Origin of the sequence: Psychrobacter sp. FDAARGOS_221 (genome assembly GCF_002313155.2) — a bacterium.
In the GTDB taxonomy this organism is placed as follows: domain Bacteria; phylum Pseudomonadota; class Gammaproteobacteria; order Pseudomonadales; family Moraxellaceae; genus Psychrobacter.
Genome location: NZ_NWFK02000001.1, coordinates 2,696,424 through 2,713,942, shown reverse-complemented (window position 1 = coordinate 2,713,942; position 17,519 = coordinate 2,696,424). Strand labels below are relative to the sequence as shown.

The following is a 17,519-nucleotide window of genomic DNA, read 5'->3' as shown; positions in this document are numbered from 1 at the left end:
AATAGATGCATAGGAATTTGATGATCTGATAAATAGCTGCTTGATATTATAAACACATGATTGCATCAAATGCCCAATCAACAAGTCAGACAGTCCATTTGAAAGCTAATGCGATATAAAGCTAATACGTTATAAAGACAGCGACATAAAAAAGTGTCATTAACAACAACACAAAGCGTGTTATTCAAATTGGTATTGCTAACAGATACTTTAACAATAAAATAAGATGATGATGAAAACTATGAGAGATCTAATGCAAAAATTGTTTAACCAATCACAAGCTAAATCTGCACCGCGCAAAATTATGTTAACCGCTGCTGTTGGCAGTGTAGCCTTATTTGGCTCTATGCTAACCAACGCTGCAGAAACCACTATTCCGGTTGATTTAGCAGGTACCGCTGCGACTAAGCACGAAATTGCTGTATTACAAGTGCTATCTGAAGTTTGCCCGCCTATGTTGAACAATCAGCAAAAAAGCAACTTCTACAAAGCCTATAACTATGAGTTAAAGCAAATGCTGCCTACTATCGAAAACCCAAAAGCAGCCATTCAGTATTTATCAACTCAGCAAGATTATAAAGTCATCTTATCAAGCATGCGTAACTGGACTATGGGTTTCTCTGCTGAAGAAAACCTAGCGTTATGTACTGATTTGGCCAATACTGAGTACTAATCAATAAGTCACTAATTCAATGACTGTTGAACATAGAATAATTAATCAGTAATAAAAAAAGTCGGTCCTGTTGAATAGCGGGACCGACTTTTTTTGTTTCTGCAGTTAGTGTTGTGCGGTTAACAACAGATTGGTTTTTTTAGCAATAACAGTCACTACCCTATTGGCTAAATTGTTGTCTAAGTGGTTAGAAACCATAAGTTTTGATGGTAAAGCTGAATTACTTGTTTCACCTGTTTGCACAATTTGATAATATACAGCTTCGTTTGGTATCTATAGCGTTAAACTAAACGTATCAAACCCCTGTTATGTATATGTACAACCTGACACATAATGAACTTTAGCCCTAATTTAGATGATTTCAAATGTAGCCTGCTAATATCGTCATCCTATGCTCGTCAACTTAAGTAACGTTCCCCAGCCAAGCAAGTCACATGCCACTGAGTATCACCTTAAGCGTGGCTGTATTTAGTGACTCATATTATTAGCAACTGGCCATCAGCGATTATTAGTAATAAGCGACATTTGAACCTCACTATGACCAAACTATCAATGGTGTCTTAAATATGACTGCTTTTGCAACCAAGCTTCTACCTGCCTTAACCCGCCCAAACCACAACAACTCATCACTATCTCGCATGAAATCGATTGCCATCACGACCGGTGCGCTACTCGTCTCAAGCACTGCTTTGGCAGCCACCATTACCCCGCCTGAAATGGATAACACAGCTTATATTCTGATGGATTATGATACCGGTGTGATATTAGCAGAAAAAAATGCGGATGAACCGCTACCACCGGCTTCATTAACCAAAATGATGACCAGCCATATTATTGAAAAAAAGCTGCTATCAGGTGAGTTAAAAGAAGACGACCAGATCTTAATGAGCGAAAACGCCTGGTGTCGTGGCAGCAGCAGTCAGTCTTGTATGTACGTGCCAGTTAATAGCACGGCCTCTGTGATTGATATGCTACGCGGCATCATCATTCAATCAGGTAATGACGCCTCTAAAGCGATGGCAGAACATCTAGCAGGTAGCGAACAAGCCTTCTCTATCTTGATGAATGAAGAAGCCAAAAGCCTGGGCATGACCAATACCAACTTCGTTAATGCCACCGGCATGCCAGCAGAAGGTCACAGATCATCTGCTCGTGACTTAGCGACACTGGCTCGTGCAACCATCAATCAAGGCGGTGATTACTATAAGCTTTACTCTGAGCAAGAGTTTACTTTTAACAACATCACCCAAGGCAACCGTAACGCTCTACTGCGTACTGACCCAACCGTTGATGGTCTAAAAACAGGTCACACCAGTGCCGCAGGTTACTGTATGGCAGCTTCAAGCTTACGTGACGATATGCGCCTAATTGCTGTGATTATGGGCAGCAAGAGCATGCAAGATCGTGCCGACCAGTCACGTGAACTGTTCAACTGGGGCTTTGGCCACTATGAGACTCAAGTGGTCGCACCGGCCAATCAAGCCGTTGATACCCTACCGGTTGCATTTGGTCAACAAAACAGTGTGAAAGTAGCGACTGGCGAAGCATTGAAAGTGTTAATTGCCAAAACTCAAAAGAATAAAATCAGCAGCATTATCAATATCTCTGATGACATTCAAGCACCTGTTGCCAAAGGCCAAGAAGTGGGGCGTATGATTGCTTTGGTTGACGGTAAGTCTGTCGCTTCTGTGCCTATTGTTGCTACAGAAGAGATTGAAAAAGCAAACATCTTTAAGCGTGCTTGGCAGCATGTTGTACAATGGGTCAAAAACTTATTCTAATTAGCGAAAGGTTAATTGTTTAGATCAATATCTGACTAAGAAAAAGGGGCTATCAATTGATAGCCCCTTTTTTATTAACCTTATTTGAAAGCGTTAAAGCATTAACACAGTCACATCGTCCGGCTACTTTTTCTTATGCGAGCCTTTTTTGTATTTCATGCTACGGCGTTTCGCTCTGGCTTCTGACACCCCAGGACGTACCTTTTTCGATGACGGTGTTTTTCTGCCAGCGTAAGGGTTGGTATTTAACTTAAACTCTACCTTTAATGGTGTCCCTTCAAGCTTAAACACTTTGCGAAACTCATTTTCTAAGTAACGCTGATAGCTTTTTGGTAATGAGCCAGTTTGGTTACCGTGAATAACAATGATTGGCGGATTATGACCACCCAAATGCGCATAACGCAGCTTAATACGGCGGCCACCAGACATAGGCGGTGGGTTGGCGGCGACCGCATCTTCTAAGATCTGAGTTAAGCGGCTGGTCGATACCTTAAACATCGAAGACTCATAGGCTCTATGAATCGACGGGTATAAATTACCGACATTGGTGCCATGCAGCGCAGAAATGAAATGCACTTTGACATAAGGAATGAAGTTAAAGCGGCGATCGAGCTCGATGCGCACCATCTCTTTTTGATCTTCGTGTAGTCCATCCCACTTATTAATGGCAACTACCATAGCGCGGCCAGCATCTAACGCATAGCCCAGCATGTGTAAGTCTTGATCGACAATGCCTTCTTGCGCATCAATCACAGCGATAACCACGTGTGCATCTTTAATCGCTTGTAGCGCCTTAATGACTGAGAACTTCTCAACCTTTTCACCGATACGACCACGGCGGCGTACGCCTGCGGTATCGATTAATACATAGTTCTTACCGTTGCGCTCATAAGGAATATAGATACTGTCACGAGTAGTACCAGGCATGTCATAGACCACAACCCTATCTTCACCAAGCATACGGTTCACTAGGGTAGATTTACCGACATTGGGGCGGCCAATCACAGCCAAGCGTAAACCGTCTTGCACTTCTTCTTCGACGTCTTCTGGCATATCCGCGGTTAAATCTTCGAGCAGGTTACCCACGCCGCGACCATGACTGGCGGTCATCGGATAAGGCTCACCTAAGCCTAAGGCATAGAACTCAGCTGGCGCCGCATCATGTACACCATCAATCTTATTGGCAACCAAGTACACTGGCTTACCAAGGCTGTGTAGCATTTTGGCAATTTCAGCATCAGCGCCAATCATGCCGGCGCGTGCATCGACCACAAACACAATAATGTCTGCTTCGTGAATAGCGGTATGTGATTGCGCAGACATATAGTCATCGATACTGCCTCGGCCATCATCAGCCTCACCAATACCACCGGTGTCAATGACGACAAAGGATTTGTTGTTATATGTGGCATCACCATACTGTCTGTCTCGGGTTAAGCCCGATAAGTCAGCGACTAACGCTTGACGTGACTTGGTCATTTGGTTAAATATTGTCGATTTACCCACATTTGGGCGGCCAACTAAGGCAACGACAGGTTTTATGGACATCTTGTTTATCTCTCTTGATCTGTCAAGAATAAAATGATTTCTAAATAAATAGCTTAAATCAGGGTACTTGAATTAATTAATGAATAGTGTGCTCGGTAAACTGGGTGAAAATCTATCTGACCTTAAGTTAGGGTGTCATACGCTGCCTGCTTACAATCAATCATTCTTATAATCAACAAGAATCAATAAGATATTAAATAAGCGGCGCTTTCACTTAAAATAAAGTTGAGTTATGTTCAGTGACTTTCTACAATAATCGCTACAATAGTCGACAATAATGATTTTACGATAAAAACAGTCAATAAAGTCACCGTTAACAACATAAAGGGTTAGCATCGCACTGTAAATTAGGGTTTGATTTTATGCCAAGCCAAACCCCGTCATACAATTTACGACAGTTTACAGATAGATTACCTGGTTATGATAACATGGTTTTAACCCTCTTAATAATGAACCTACCTCAATTATGTCTAGACGCTCTGCTCCTTTTGTCGCCCCGGAAGATATTATTCAAGATCCACAGTCATCTGAGGGCAAAAAACACGCCAAAGAACTGCTCTCAACACTGCAAGCAGACATTGCTGCCTTTCGTGATGATCAGTTCCCACCTGATATTTTAAGTCAAATTAGAGACTTACCTATCTATCAAGGCAATCATGATGAAGTAGCTGCCTATCATGAGCGTTGGCAACCGCTGATTGATAGAGCGCTTAAATTTTATCCTGCGGCTTATTTGCCACCTGAAAATCTGCCACTACCTGCCAGCCTAGAGATTCCACAATTTGTGTTTCAGGTACAGCGGTTACATCTGACCAAAACTCGCGCCAAAGAATCAAAAAATTTTGGCTCAGTCGGCGCCTTAATCAGTAAATGCGGTGAATTTAGTGATGACGAATACCAACGCTTAGAGAAAGTATTCGCTCAAGATGAGAGTGCCCGCCTAGTGGCTCATCGTGAGTTTATTGACCTACGTGCTTATGTCTTTTGCCGCGACCACAAAGGTGAAATGCTAGAGCCTGAACGCTTGCGTTTTTATCGCACCGGATTGATTGTTCATGCCTTGCCTGACTTCAAAATTGTAGACAGTCGTCAAAAGCCGCGCAAGCGTCGCAATGATGCTTATACCAATCCGTTGGCAGACAACGGCGTATGGAAAGTGTACAAAAAAAAATAAGTTTCCCCTAAGTTTGAGCAGCCCCATCACGCAACGAACACATTCATAAGAACCCTACATGCTTGCAGCTTCCTTCCTTCAACCTGGCCTAATGTTACAAGCCACTATCTTTTTAGGCGCCGCATTACTGTTGGTGCCTTTGGGTAAACGGCTACATATCTCGACCGTACTGGGCTATCTGATTACAGGCTTATTGCTTGGCCCAAGTGTGTTCGATGTTGCCGGTGATGCGGAAAGCTTAATGCATTTTTCTGAGTTTGGTGTGGTGATGCTATTATTCGTCATCGGACTTGAGTTGCAGCCATCACGACTTTGGGCACTACGTCACTCCATCTTCGTGTTCGGTGGCTTGCAGGTTGGGGTGACCGGATTATTATTAATGGGTCTGCTGTATCAATTTACCAGCTTAAAGCTCGATACCGCCTTTATCGTCGGCTTTGGTCTGGCACTGTCCTCTACTGCTTTTGTGCTACAAGTATTAACTGAAAAAGAACAGCTGACCAGTACCCATGGTCGTGAAGCCTTTACTATTTTATTATTCCAAGATATTGCAGTCATTCCTTTATTAGCAGCAATTCCGTTTTTGTCTGGGGTACGTCAGCAAACCTATGATCTAATCTACTTTGCCAAAGTGGTTGCTGTATTCGGCGGGCTGTTCTTAGTCAGCCGCTATGTGGTACGCCCCTTCTTTAAGTTTGTGGCACAAAGCGGCGCCACTGAGCTATTAACCGCAGTTGCCTTGTTTATTGTGATGGGTGTGTCTATTCTGATGGGACAAATTGGACTGTCGATGGCACTGGGCGCTTTCTTAACCGGTGTACTATTGGCTGACTCTGAATACCGCCACGAGCTTGAAGCCAGTATTGAGCCTTTTAAGGGTCTATTGTTAGGTCTATTCTTTATGTCGGTGGGTATGCTGACCGACGTGAAGCTGATTATGGAGCATCCGCTATTCATCGTTGGCGCTGCGGTGCTATTGATGATTATCAAGTTCTCAGTGGTCAGTGTCATTGCTCGCTTATTGGGCAACCGTCTGCCGACCAGTATCCGTCTTGGTGTCACGTTGGCTCAAGGTGGTGAGTTTGCATTCGTACTATTCGGCACAGCGGCCAACCAAAACGTGCTGCGTCCAGAATATGCCAGCTTATTAAACCTAATTGTTACCATCTCTATGGCGCTGACCCCTATCGGCTTTGTATTGCTAGAGAAGCTGGGGGAGCCAAGATTTGCCAAACGTCAGCCAGACCGTGAATATGACAGCATCCCAGATCATGAACATCCGGTGATTATCGCAGGCTTTGGCCGTGTCGGTCAGATTATTGGTCGCGTTTTACGCATGCATAATATCGAATTTACCGCTATTGAAAACTCAGCCAACCAGGTCGACTTCGTGCGTAAATTTGGTAACCAAGTATATTATGGTAATCCGCAAAACCCACAGATCCTACGTACTGCTGGCATTGAAAAAGCACGGGTATTTATCATTGCTATGGATGATGTTGAGCGCTCCATTGCCACTGCGCGCTATTTACACAACAATTATCCGCATCTTAAAATTCTGGCGCGTGCACGTAACCGCAATCACTTTTATCAGTTACGCGAGGTGGGTATCACTCATATTTGGCGTGAGACTTATTTAAGCTCGCTGGACATGTCACGTGAATCACTCGAGCTACTGGGTATGTCACCTGAAAAGGCACGTGATACCATCACTGCATTCCGTGACCATGATGACGAGCTACTTAACCAGCAGCAGGCTATTTATGAAGATGAGGCTAAGCTTATTGAGTCGGTGCAGTCTTCTTTACAAGAGCTTGAGAGCCTATTTGATTCTGACCATGATGAGGGCAAAAAGCTAGACTTAGATGAGATTGAAACCGCGGTGGGTATTCACAAGTCACATTCTTCGTAATGGGCCCTTCATAATGTGTCCTGTTTAAACAACTCGTTTAAACCAATAGCCAGGCATTGGTTTATACATCCAATTTTTTATTTAAATTATCGCTTCTTTTTAAATTATCCAGTCTTCTATTAATTCAATCTGCTACTTATGTGGTTGATTAGATTAAATAGCGGACTGGATATTTTTTAACTTAATATTTTGCTTTCCTACTAATCGCATCTAACCAATTACCTATTACCTGTCACTAGTCACCTTGGCAGGTCACTGGTTTTTGTTTGTTATTTAATGAAGTCACGCACTGCCATTGCGACTGCTGCTCTGTTTCAATAGGACGGTACATGATAAAAGTCTGATCGTTTAAGTTACGATTAGGAAATGGAATCGCTTGGATACGTGTGATGAGAACACAGCTGCTTTGCTTATTACCCAGCGCCTCTGTTCGTTCAACCACTTGCATGTCTAGATGAGTGCCTGCAGTGCCTAGTCCTCCAGTATCAAGCTCCACGCTATCTAACCCTAAACTGTCTAATGTCGCGCCTACCGGACATGCCCCTTGCTGCTGATACAAGCCCTCTACCCGACTAGTAGCAATCCGAGTGAGGCTAAAGCTGTCTTGGATAATACTTTTTTCGATCGGATTGGCATATAAAGGTAAGAACTGGCGGTAAATGACCATTAATAAAAAGGTAAATAATCCAAATGCTGCAGCAAGACCAACAATGCTGACGCCGCCCTCTTTTTGCAAATGTGCTTTTTGTTTTTCTGGCTGCTGAGGATAGTCAGCAAGGGCATCGGCAATCTCACGCCGCGCCATGCGGTAATAATAAGCATCCGACCAGCGTGCCACCATCACTGACCAAAATAACCAAATCAAACCGGCAATCACAAATCGGGTCAGCATCTGCAGCGCATCGGGCACCATGGACATAAATAAAAATTCAAAGGCAACCAGAATGATGGCCACGTTGAGCTGAATAAACGACCATCCTGCTATGGTATAAACAATACAGTCCAGATAACGCTTACGATATAACAGCCAACCAAAAGTGGCCACAAAAGCAGCCCAGTTCCATTTAGCAGACAGGTAGCCTTGCTCATCAAACTGAGCAAAACGCTTTAAGTAATACGCCTGTGAACGATGACCGATAAACCATTTATCCAGCTGCGTGCGCTGCTCAGCGCTCAGCTGATGTTGATAAAATGGCGGCGGCGAGGTCTCTTCAATGAATAACATGGACGCTAAGGCCTCTCACATAGCAAAGATAATGTTTAGCACAAATATACGTTATAATACGTCAAAATCATGCCTTTTTTTAGGGTCTGGGTAACAAATTGTTAGTCGCAAAGGTTATAACGCCAAAAGTTAACAATACCCACCCCTTAAATGAACCGTTAATATAAGTGATAGCATCCTATGAGTGACAACACCCATCATAACCCAACTGATGAGCAAAACGAGCAAATCGAGCAACATACCACCCCAGAAAATGCTGAGCAAAAATCAGAGAAAAAGCCTCAGTTCCCACGCTTTATTAATACCTTTATGAAGCGCCGCACCCATGTCAGTAAGCAAGCAGAGCAAGCATTGGTTGATCCAAGATTCACTCGCTACATCGTTAACAGCGCAGATGAAAAAGGCCAAGGCATTATTGATGGCATTACCAGCTTGCGTGACTTATTTGCTGATACCAATGAAACTCCGAATGGCCCAGATGCACCACTAACCTTTGAAATTGGCTTTGGTATGGGCGGCTCACTGATTGAAATGGCCAAAGCAGATCCTAGTCGCAACTTCGTCGGTATCGAAGTACATGAGCCCGGTATTGGCAAATGTGCGGTGATGGCTGCTGATGAAGGCTTAACCAATATCAAAATCCTAAACGGTGATGCGATTCGCTTAATGCAGCAGCTGCCAGAGAATCATATCGACCGTATCCAGCTATACTTCCCTGATCCTTGGCAAAAAAAGCGTCATTACAAACGCCGCTTCGTCAGTCCTGAGCGCATGAAAATCGTAACTCGTGTGTTAAAAACAGGCGGTTGGTTCCATGCCGCAACCGACTGGGAGCATTATGCATTTTGGATGCTTGATGTCTTAGATAACTTTGAGGGCTTAAGCAATAGCGCTGGCAAGGGTAATTTCACACCGCGCCCTGATTTTCGCCCAATGACTAAGTTTGAAAAACGTGGCTTAGATCGGGGTCATGGCGTTTGGGATTTAATTTATACTAAAGACAGTTAATCGTCTTAGTTTCATCGCTTTTAAAATTGATTGCTTAGGATAGCTAACGCATCCGCAAGTGATATGGAGCGAATATGGCTGTGGTTATGCCATTATTCGCTTAAGTTCTAATAATTTAAGCTATTTTTGTCATAAAACAAGCCCTGCTTATTAGAAATTGGCGCTGTCATCATCGTGAAACATGTTTATGATTAGCGCCATTTATTTTATCTTTTTATCTGTAAACTGATATTTTTTTATGTTTTTTTGCTCAGACTGCTGTGTCTAGCACATGAGTTTTAAATTTTTATGACATACGCCATCAGTTGCAAAGGCACAACAGATAAGGGCGTGCAGAGTTTTCCCCATTACCTGTGGATAACTCTGTGGATAAACCCCTACTTGACAAGTTATACCCTAGATAACATAGGGCTTTGAATAAAATTGTTCATTTTTTATACAATTATTTTTATTAATAAAATCAACAATTTACAACCATTCAGCTTTCAATGACCCAGTCATTCAATTATTTTCAATGTTTTTTATTTGACATAACAAATGTTTCACATCTTGACTACTGGGTCTGATTTTAACTGTGGATAAGTCAAAAAATTGAGCGCTAAAGTCTTGACTTTATAGGTTTATAGTTATCTAACTTATTTGTTATTTTTAATCTAAACCTAGGGTTGTCACACTGTTCGCACAGCCTAATCAATAGCGGTAATCAAAGCGCTCAAAACTTTAAAACAGCAGCATTAGTTCGACATCTATCAAGAAAACTTAATTTATTAAAATAAACATCTACCCAGCGCCATTATTAGCTAGCTATCCGTTAATAAACGGATGAAATAATAAATGAATCAATCAGTTAATAAAGCACTCACCTAATACATTAATCATCTAATGAAGCAACCAGAGTAATTATCATGAAATTACGTATCTTAAGTGTCGGCGGCAAAATGCCAAAATGGGTCAACACTGGCTTTGATGAATATCACAAACGTATCCAGCCAATGTTGAGTACAGATATGGTCGACCTGCCTGCCGCCAAACGTGCCAAAAATCCTTCCGAGGCTAACTTAGCGCAATATCGTGAGCAAGAAGGTAAAACCATTTTGGCCACTCATCAAAGCAATGCGCGTGAGAAGCTGTGGGTACTCGATGTCAAGGGTAAAATGCTGTCAACCGAACAATTGGCGGACAAACTCAGTGATGCAATGCAAATGGGTGATGATGTGGCATTAGTGATTGGTGGCGCTGATGGCGTATCGCCTGAAGTGTTGGCGGCAGCAGACTTTAAGTGGTCATTGTCACCGTTAACCATGCCGCATCCGTTGGTGCGCGTGGTATTAATGGAGCAGTTATACCGGGCAATGAGTATTAATAACAATCATCCGTATCATCGAGGCAATTAATTCACCTGCTGGCCTTCACTTGCTAAGCGATTAATTTTTCTGAACGATTAACTTTGTTAGCCGATGCATTTGTTAACTGGTGGCCTTGTTCAATACGGATAGCAATTGATAGCGCCTGATAACATCGAAACTTTAAAACTTAACGCCCCGACCCCATGATTAGCTCATGACACATAAAAATAGCGCACAGGGCTCACGCTTAAATGCCCCCAATTCAGTGACCCCGCTCACCAGTTTTGAGCCGGTGACGTCTAATCAGACCCGTAAGCAACGCGTCCGCTCCATGCAAGCGCTGGCTACTTTGCCGGCGTTATTTATTTCACATGGTGCGCCAAGCTTTGCGCTTGAAAAAAATACGACCACCAATGCCTTAGCACGTACTGGTCAAAATCTGCCTCGACCTAAAGCCATCGTCATTATGTCGGCACATTGGGTCACTCAAACCCTAGAGATTGCCAGTAACCCTGCCCCGCAAACTTGGCATGACTTTTCAGGCTTTAGCCCTCAGCTTAATCGCTTGGAGTATCCAGCTAATGGGCATCCAGAGTTGGCCGAATGGCTTTCAATTCAACTCAACAAAATGGGCATTAATAACAGTCTTAACCCTTTACGTCCTTTAGATCACGGGGTGTGGGTGCCACTGCTTCATTTGTATCCAGAAGCGGATGTACCCATCGTACAGCTGTCGCTACCCAAGCATTATGATGCCTATGCCTGCTATCAATTGGGCGCTTTATTCGAACAGCTGCGTCAAGAACAAATTCTGGTTATCGGTTCAGGCAGCATTACCCACAATCTAGCGGCACTTCACTGGGATGCCAGCAGTGAAGATGCGCAAGCTAAGGCGTTTAAACTGTGGCTGCTCAATAAATTAAAAACTGACATTCCTGCTGCTTTAGAATGGCAAGATTTTGATAACGTCGAAAAGGTGCACCCTACTGCTGAGCACTTATTGCCTTTATTTTTTGCGCTTGGCTGTGGCCAACGTGTATCTGTGATTCATGAAAGCATGGCGCATCACAGTCTGGGCATGGATATTTATCGTTTTGATTAGCGGCTGTAAGGTCGATACTTGTAACCAATTGCTAACCTTTTATTGACCCGACTTTGTTAAAATAGTCGGTTTTATTTTAGCTGATTATTTTTCTGTTCCTGAATTTCCTTTACTACTAATACCTACATATGAGCCACTTATGATGACCCATAACCAAACTTCCTCTTCTGCAAACAGCAATACGGCCAGCAATGCCAATCAAAATGCGGTCGTTCTACTTTCAGGCGGACTCGATTCAGTCACCTGCTTATACTGGGCAAAAGACCGTTATGCCAAAGTAACCGCCGTCAGCTTTAACTATGGTCAGCGCCATAACAGCGAGTTAGTCGCTGCCAAAAACATTGCGGCTCAAGCTGGCGTCGATCATAAAATTATCGATATCGATATTGCGCAATTGGGCGGCTCATCGTTAACTGATCATGATATGACAGTACCTGACGGTGATGCTGACAAATTCCCAACCCATACCGATACCATTGATAATGATGCGATTCCAAACACTTATGTACCAGCACGCAATACAATCTTTTTATCGTATGCACTGGCAGTGGCAGAAGTTACTGATTCAAATCATATCGTCATTGGCGTCAGCTCAGTTGATTATTCGGGCTATCCAGACTGTCGCCCTGAATATATCGAAGCCTTTGAAGTGATGGCCAACTTAGCGACCAAAGCTGGGGTCACCGGACATAAGCTACATATCCAAACGCCGCTTCAGACCTTGTCAAAAGCACAAACCATTCAGCTGGGCCATTCTTTGGGCGTTGATTATTCACAAACCATTTCTTGCTATAAAGCCGACAGCAATGGCCTTGCCTGCGGTATCTGTGACAGCTGCACCCTACGCAAACGTGGCTTTAAAGATGCTGGTATCGAAGACCCAACGCGCTATGCCTAGTTATACCGTTTGTAACTAAAGCGCAACATCCCTTTGCAACTTAATAGCAAAACTCAATATGAATCCGAGCAATGACTTGGTATGGTATAAAGCCAAATATACGAGTTAAGTGGTAGCAGATAACTGATTATTGTTATTTGTTGCCACTAATTTATATCACTTAAACATCAATTTACGACGCAAACGCCTTTTACTTGACGTTTATAAGTATACGCAACGTTTACAAGTACTTAGCTATAGCTACTTAAGCTACTTATTTTATGAGTTAGCGTTTGCAAGTTAACTTTCCTCCAAAGGATGCTCTTTTATGACTTTTATGAAAAAAACGCTTTTACCTTTATTTGCTGGTGCAACCTCAGCGATGATGTTCATGAGCCCAGCGCAAGCACTAGATATCAAACAAGAAATGATCAATCAGTGTGTTAAAAGCACCGTTGACTATAAAGTTGCTGATAAAAGCACAGCCACTAAACTGTGTAACTGCACAGTTAATGTCCAAAGCAAGATGACACAGGGCGAAGTATGGGAAATCGAAAGCTACGCTCAAAGTGGTAAAGATCCATCAACACTAGCATCTGCTAAGCGTATTAACTCACAGATGAAACAGTGTGCCTCAGGTCTGAAGTTGAACAAACCTCAACAACCTAAGTAATAATAAAACCTTAATCAACACTCCTTATATAAATTGCTTATATAAGGAGTGAAATGCTTATTTAATTAAAAGCTGTTTATTTGACAGCAGATTATTAAGTAATGATTACGTATAGACACCCAAGTAATACTAAATTAGGCTGGCAATTGTCAGCCTTTTTTTATAGCATTATTTACAGCTTACATTAACAACCCCTGTTAAATTTGTAGCGCTTTTTATTAAATGATACTAATCATTTATGATTGAACATTATTAAAAATTTAGAACCCACTAAAAAACCTATAAACTAAACAATCAATAATTCACAATATAAAAGGACAAGCTCATGGCAAAACCAACTGACGAGAACATCCAACTACCTGAATTCAAACTGCCTTTGGTACAAAAACAATCTGAGGACATCAGCGTTACTGATGTTAGCTTAGCTGACTATGTCAAAAATAGTGGTCGAGGACTGATCTTATACTTTTATCCACGTGACAACACGCCAGGCTGTACCACACAAGCCACTGATTTTACTGCTAAATTGAATGAGTTTACTGCATTAGGTTATGACATTATCGGCGTGTCTAGAGATAGTGTCGAGTCGCACAAAAAGTTTATCGATAAGCATGATCTATTAATCCCACTGATCAGTGATGCCGATGAAGCGCTATGTCAACATTTTGATGTCATCAAAGAAAAGAACATGTATGGCAAAAAGACATTGGGCTTAGTGCGCTCAACCTTTGTGTTTGATAAAACCGGCAAACTCACTCATGCACAGCGTAACTTACGTGCCAAAGGTTATGCTGACAGACTGCTTGAAACCTTGGCTTAGGTTTGGCTAATTGACGCCAACTTAATGAATCATATCCCCTATTCACTGATTGTTTTGGAGTAAATATCCATGAGTACCCCTAATGCATCTAAGCCGACACGCATGGTTGATGTGGCAATTATTGGTGCTGGCACAGCCGGTCATAACGCCTATCATCAAGTGACTAAAGCCACCGACAGTGTGGTTGTCATCAATGATGGCTTCTGGACCACTACTTGTGCCACGGTTGGCTGTATGCCAAGTAAATTACTGATTGCTGCTGCTGAGCGCGCGCACTATGCCAACGACTCAGACGAGTTTGGTATCGAAGGTAGCCCAATTATTAATGGCAAGCAAGTGATGCAGCGGGTACAAACTGAGCGTAATCGCTTTGCTGGATTTTTACAAAACAGCGTCGAAAACTGGCGTGATGATCAGAAAATTCATGGTCATGCCACCTTCACTCCAGAAGGCTATATCGCTGCTGCCGGTGAAATCGTACAAGCCAAGCACATCATTGTTGGCACCGGCTCAGCACCCTATGCGCCTGAAGGCTGGACTGAAAAGCTGGGCGATCGCTTATTAAACTCAGACAATGTGTTTGAAATCCCTGATCTGCCCAAATCTGTCGCCGTGATTGGTGCCGGTGCCATGGGGTTAGAGTTTTCATTGGCGTTGCATCGCTTAGGCGTGGATGTCACTTTGTTCAACCGCAGTGATCGTATTGGCGGTATTCAAGACCCTGAGGTTAACCAAGTTGCCCTCGATTGTGTGCTTGGAGATCTAAAAACTGAACTGGCATCGACCATCACAGATGTGGCACAAACTGACTCAGCTCAAGACAAGCAAGCGCTACTGCACTATACCGATGCCAATGGTGAACAAAAAACTTGGCAAGGTGAGTATGTGCTGCTGGCTATCGGTCGTCGCAACACACTGCATAAAATGCATATCGAAAATGTGGGTGTTGAGCTCGATGCTCGAAACCGTCCGCTTAATCTAGACCCGGTAACCGGTCAAGCTGCCAATACTAACCTGTATATCGTTGGCGATGCCAATACACGCATGCCATTAATGCATGTGGCCAGTAATGAGGGCTATCACGCAGGTCAGCATATTAAAAAGCTGATCGAACAGGAAAAGAACAGCATAGGCGCTGCGCCTGAATCGGGCACTGCTGCTAACAGTGTGCAAGCCATTAAGGCCAGCGGTGACTGTGGCGCAGAGATGCTGTGCGATGACAGCATTAATGATGACATCAACAACAATATCCATGCCGATAAGTCAGTGGCAGATACGGGCAAACCGTATGAAGGCAAGCCAGCCACACCATTGGCAGTGGTATTCTCTGAGCCACAAATTGCCAGTGTCGGTCAGACCCTTCCTCAGCTAGAAGCGGCCAATACGCCTTTTGTAACAGGTCAAGTTAGCTTTGATAACCAAGGCCGTAGCCGAGTCATGGGTGTCAACTGTGGTGTATTAAACATCTACGCCCACGCTGAGACAGGTGTAATTTTGGGTGCCTGCATGGTCGGACCGGATGCTGAGTATATTGCGCATATTTTAGGTCTTGCGATTACAAATGCCTTGACGCTTGATGACATGTTAGCCAGCCCTTACTATCACCCAACTATCTTAGAGGGTCTTCGTACAGCGCTGCGTCGCACTAGAAGCAAGTTAAAGTCATAACTTGTTGCACTCTAGAAAGCTAATTTCTAGTAAGCTAATCAATGTTTAACTCAATCATGCTATACGCCATATCACACGATACCCGCTGCTACTGGTCTCACTAGGCCAGTAGCAGTTACCATTTGTTCGTTAGTTATTCAGTTAGTTAGTTTTTTATCTAATTAACTTGTCGACTATCTATCTTATTAGTTCAACTCAGCTCAGCTCAGCTCAGCTCAGTTCAGTTCAGTTCACTTCTCGTCATCCCAACCTCACTATTCCACTCCCAATCGATTACTGTTTACAGGGCTATCAGTAATAATTAGCCAGTAACTCAAATGGCTGCTAAAATAAGAAAACACTGTCGCAGCGAATGACGCCTACCATCGATAGCCACAGCAGTTTAAATCGATAGTCAAACCAGTCTAAAATGGTGATAAATCAACGGCTTGGTCGTTCACAAGCGATATCGTTCAATAAAGGAATAGGAACTCCACTCAATGGCAAAAGAAACTGGCTCACAAATTAGCGCATTTTTTCAGCAAATTGTGCATGACCTATATACGAGCTTGTACTTAGCCATTGGCGGTAGCCTTGAGGAAGAAACCCGTGACTGGGCGTCACGCGGTGCAGAGCTGGCCAGTGTCGCCATTAAGATTGTTATCTTGCTGGCCATATTAGGCTTTTTATACTGGCTGTTTACTTACATCATTAAGCACAATCAAGAGCGGCTAAAACTGACCGAGAAGCGTATCGGCATTGTGCGCTCTGCACTGCGTTATATTTGGGTTGTCAGCTGTATTATTGCTGTCATGAGTCAGACCAGTATTGACTCGGGTACTGTAAAAGCCACAGCTAAAGCCAGTATTTGGGCAGGTATTTACTTTGTACTCTGGACCTCCTCTGAGCATGTCATCAGCCGTATCTTAAAGCATTACGGATTAAACGCTTCTATTGAGCAACTGCTCAAAAACGTATTCTCCGTCCTGATTGTGGTACTCGGCCTTGCCAGTGTTATGGCCCAATTTGGCTTTGATATCGTCTCACTGGTTGCCGGCCTGGGTATTGTCGGTTTGGCAGTGGGTTTCGCGGCGCAATCTACCATTGCCAACTTTATTTCTGGTATTACTATTTTGCTTGAGCAATCGTTTCAAGTGGGCGACTGGATTGCGCTTGATGACAGAGAAGGCCGTGTCATCTTAATTTCACTGCGCACCACGCACATTCTAACCCGTGACAATATCACCGTTATTATTCCGAACTCCACTGTGGCATCTTCTGAGGTGATTAACATTACCTCAAAGAACTTTATTCGTTTTGACATCCGCGCCCGTATTGCACTAGAAGCCGATATCGAAGCCGCCCGTCAGGTTATCCTACAAGTCATTGATGAGATGGATAATATCTTAAAGCGCCCTGAGCCCTCGGCCACCATAGATCACATCAGTGACTTTGGCTGTGTATTCATCGTCCGCTTTTGGGTGACCCCGTCAGCAGTGGCTCGTATTCCGCGCATTAAAGAGGCATTGCATGAGGGTATCAAAAATCAACTACAAGCAGCGGACATCCCTATCCCCTATCCTCATATGCGCATCTTAATGCCAAAAGACGTCGATTATCCCATCGATACCAAACCGTTTGAAATTACCACTCGCCAGCAAAAAGATTAATTTCACAATCCGGCTGCCTGAGTATGTTAAAATCATCGGCTATAAGCAACACACTATGTAAAG

Annotated in this window: 14 protein-coding genes; 12 read left to right on the top strand and 2 right to left on the bottom strand. The window is 43.3% G+C overall.

Features of this window, described 5'->3' with window-relative positions; translation table 11 throughout:
• Positions 1-253: 253 nt before the first annotated feature.
• Positions 254-673, top strand: a complete 420-nt coding sequence (locus A6J60_RS11400) for an MCR_0457 family protein (RefSeq protein ID WP_227526137.1) — start codon at positions 254-256, stop codon at positions 671-673.
• 638 nt (positions 674-1,311) lie between these two features.
• Positions 1,312-2,454: a D-alanyl-D-alanine carboxypeptidase family protein gene (locus A6J60_RS11395; protein WP_227526198.1), complete on the top strand. Its 1,143-nt coding sequence runs from the start codon at positions 1,312-1,314 to the stop codon at positions 2,452-2,454.
• Positions 2,455-2,577: 123 nt separating this feature from the next.
• On the opposite strand, the gene der is transcribed toward A6J60_RS11395, so the two are convergent.
• Positions 2,578-4,002, bottom strand: coding sequence for a ribosome biogenesis GTPase Der (gene der / locus A6J60_RS11390; protein ID WP_096066099.1), 1,425 nt, complete (start codon positions 4,000-4,002; stop codon positions 2,578-2,580).
• A 466-nt stretch (positions 4,003-4,468) separates the two neighbouring features.
• Between der and A6J60_RS11385 the strand changes: the two genes are divergently transcribed.
• Positions 4,469-5,176 carry a hypothetical protein gene (locus A6J60_RS11385; protein ID WP_096066098.1) on the top strand — a complete coding sequence of 236 codons (708 nt, stop codon included), beginning with the start codon at positions 4,469-4,471 and terminating at the stop codon, positions 5,174-5,176.
• Positions 5,177-5,234: 58 nt separating this feature from the next.
• On the top strand, positions 5,235-7,088 hold the full coding sequence (locus A6J60_RS11380; RefSeq protein ID WP_096066097.1) for a monovalent cation:proton antiporter-2 (CPA2) family protein: 1,854 nt from the start codon (positions 5,235-5,237) through the stop codon (positions 7,086-7,088).
• 235 nt (positions 7,089-7,323) lie between these two features.
• On the opposite strand, the gene A6J60_RS11375 is transcribed toward A6J60_RS11380, so the two are convergent.
• Positions 7,324-8,313 (bottom strand): DUF2628 domain-containing protein, encoded by a 990-nt coding sequence (locus A6J60_RS11375; protein ID WP_096066096.1) that lies wholly within the window; start codon positions 8,311-8,313, stop codon positions 7,324-7,326.
• 309 nt (positions 8,314-8,622) lie between these two features.
• Between A6J60_RS11375 and trmB the strand changes: the two genes are divergently transcribed.
• The 8 genes from trmB (at position 8,623) to A6J60_RS11335 (ending at position 17,456) form a co-directional block, all read left to right on the top strand.
• The gene (trmB, locus tag A6J60_RS11370; protein ID WP_264755599.1) at positions 8,623-9,321 is read left to right on the top strand and encodes a tRNA (guanosine(46)-N7)-methyltransferase TrmB; all 699 of its coding nucleotides are present in this window, start codon (positions 8,623-8,625) and stop codon (positions 9,319-9,321) included.
• A gap of 905 nt (positions 9,322-10,226) precedes the next feature.
• Entirely contained in the window at positions 10,227-10,715 is a 489-nt protein-coding gene (gene rlmH, locus A6J60_RS11365; RefSeq protein ID WP_096066094.1) for a 23S rRNA (pseudouridine(1915)-N(3))-methyltransferase RlmH, read from the top strand.
• A gap of 283 nt (positions 10,716-10,998) precedes the next feature.
• Positions 10,999-11,769: a DODA-type extradiol aromatic ring-opening family dioxygenase gene (locus A6J60_RS11360; RefSeq protein ID WP_227526197.1), complete on the top strand. Its 771-nt coding sequence runs from the start codon at positions 10,999-11,001 to the stop codon at positions 11,767-11,769.
• Between the two features lie 142 nt (positions 11,770-11,911).
• The gene (gene queC, locus A6J60_RS11355) at positions 11,912-12,667 is read left to right on the top strand and encodes a 7-cyano-7-deazaguanine synthase QueC (protein WP_096066572.1); all 756 of its coding nucleotides are present in this window, start codon (positions 11,912-11,914) and stop codon (positions 12,665-12,667) included.
• A gap of 307 nt (positions 12,668-12,974) precedes the next feature.
• Entirely contained in the window at positions 12,975-13,319 is a 345-nt protein-coding gene (locus A6J60_RS11350; protein WP_096066092.1) for a hypothetical protein, read from the top strand.
• 325 nt (positions 13,320-13,644) lie between these two features.
• Complete coding sequence (locus A6J60_RS11345) at positions 13,645-14,139, top strand: peroxiredoxin (protein WP_096066091.1); 495 nt, start codon at positions 13,645-13,647, stop codon at positions 14,137-14,139.
• Between the two features lie 69 nt (positions 14,140-14,208).
• Positions 14,209-15,807 carry a dihydrolipoyl dehydrogenase gene (locus A6J60_RS11340; RefSeq protein WP_096066090.1) on the top strand — a complete coding sequence of 533 codons (1,599 nt, stop codon included), beginning with the start codon at positions 14,209-14,211 and terminating at the stop codon, positions 15,805-15,807.
• A gap of 479 nt (positions 15,808-16,286) precedes the next feature.
• On the top strand, positions 16,287-17,456 hold the full coding sequence (locus A6J60_RS11335; protein ID WP_096066089.1) for a mechanosensitive ion channel family protein: 1,170 nt from the start codon (positions 16,287-16,289) through the stop codon (positions 17,454-17,456).
• Positions 17,457-17,519 lie beyond the last annotated feature (63 nt).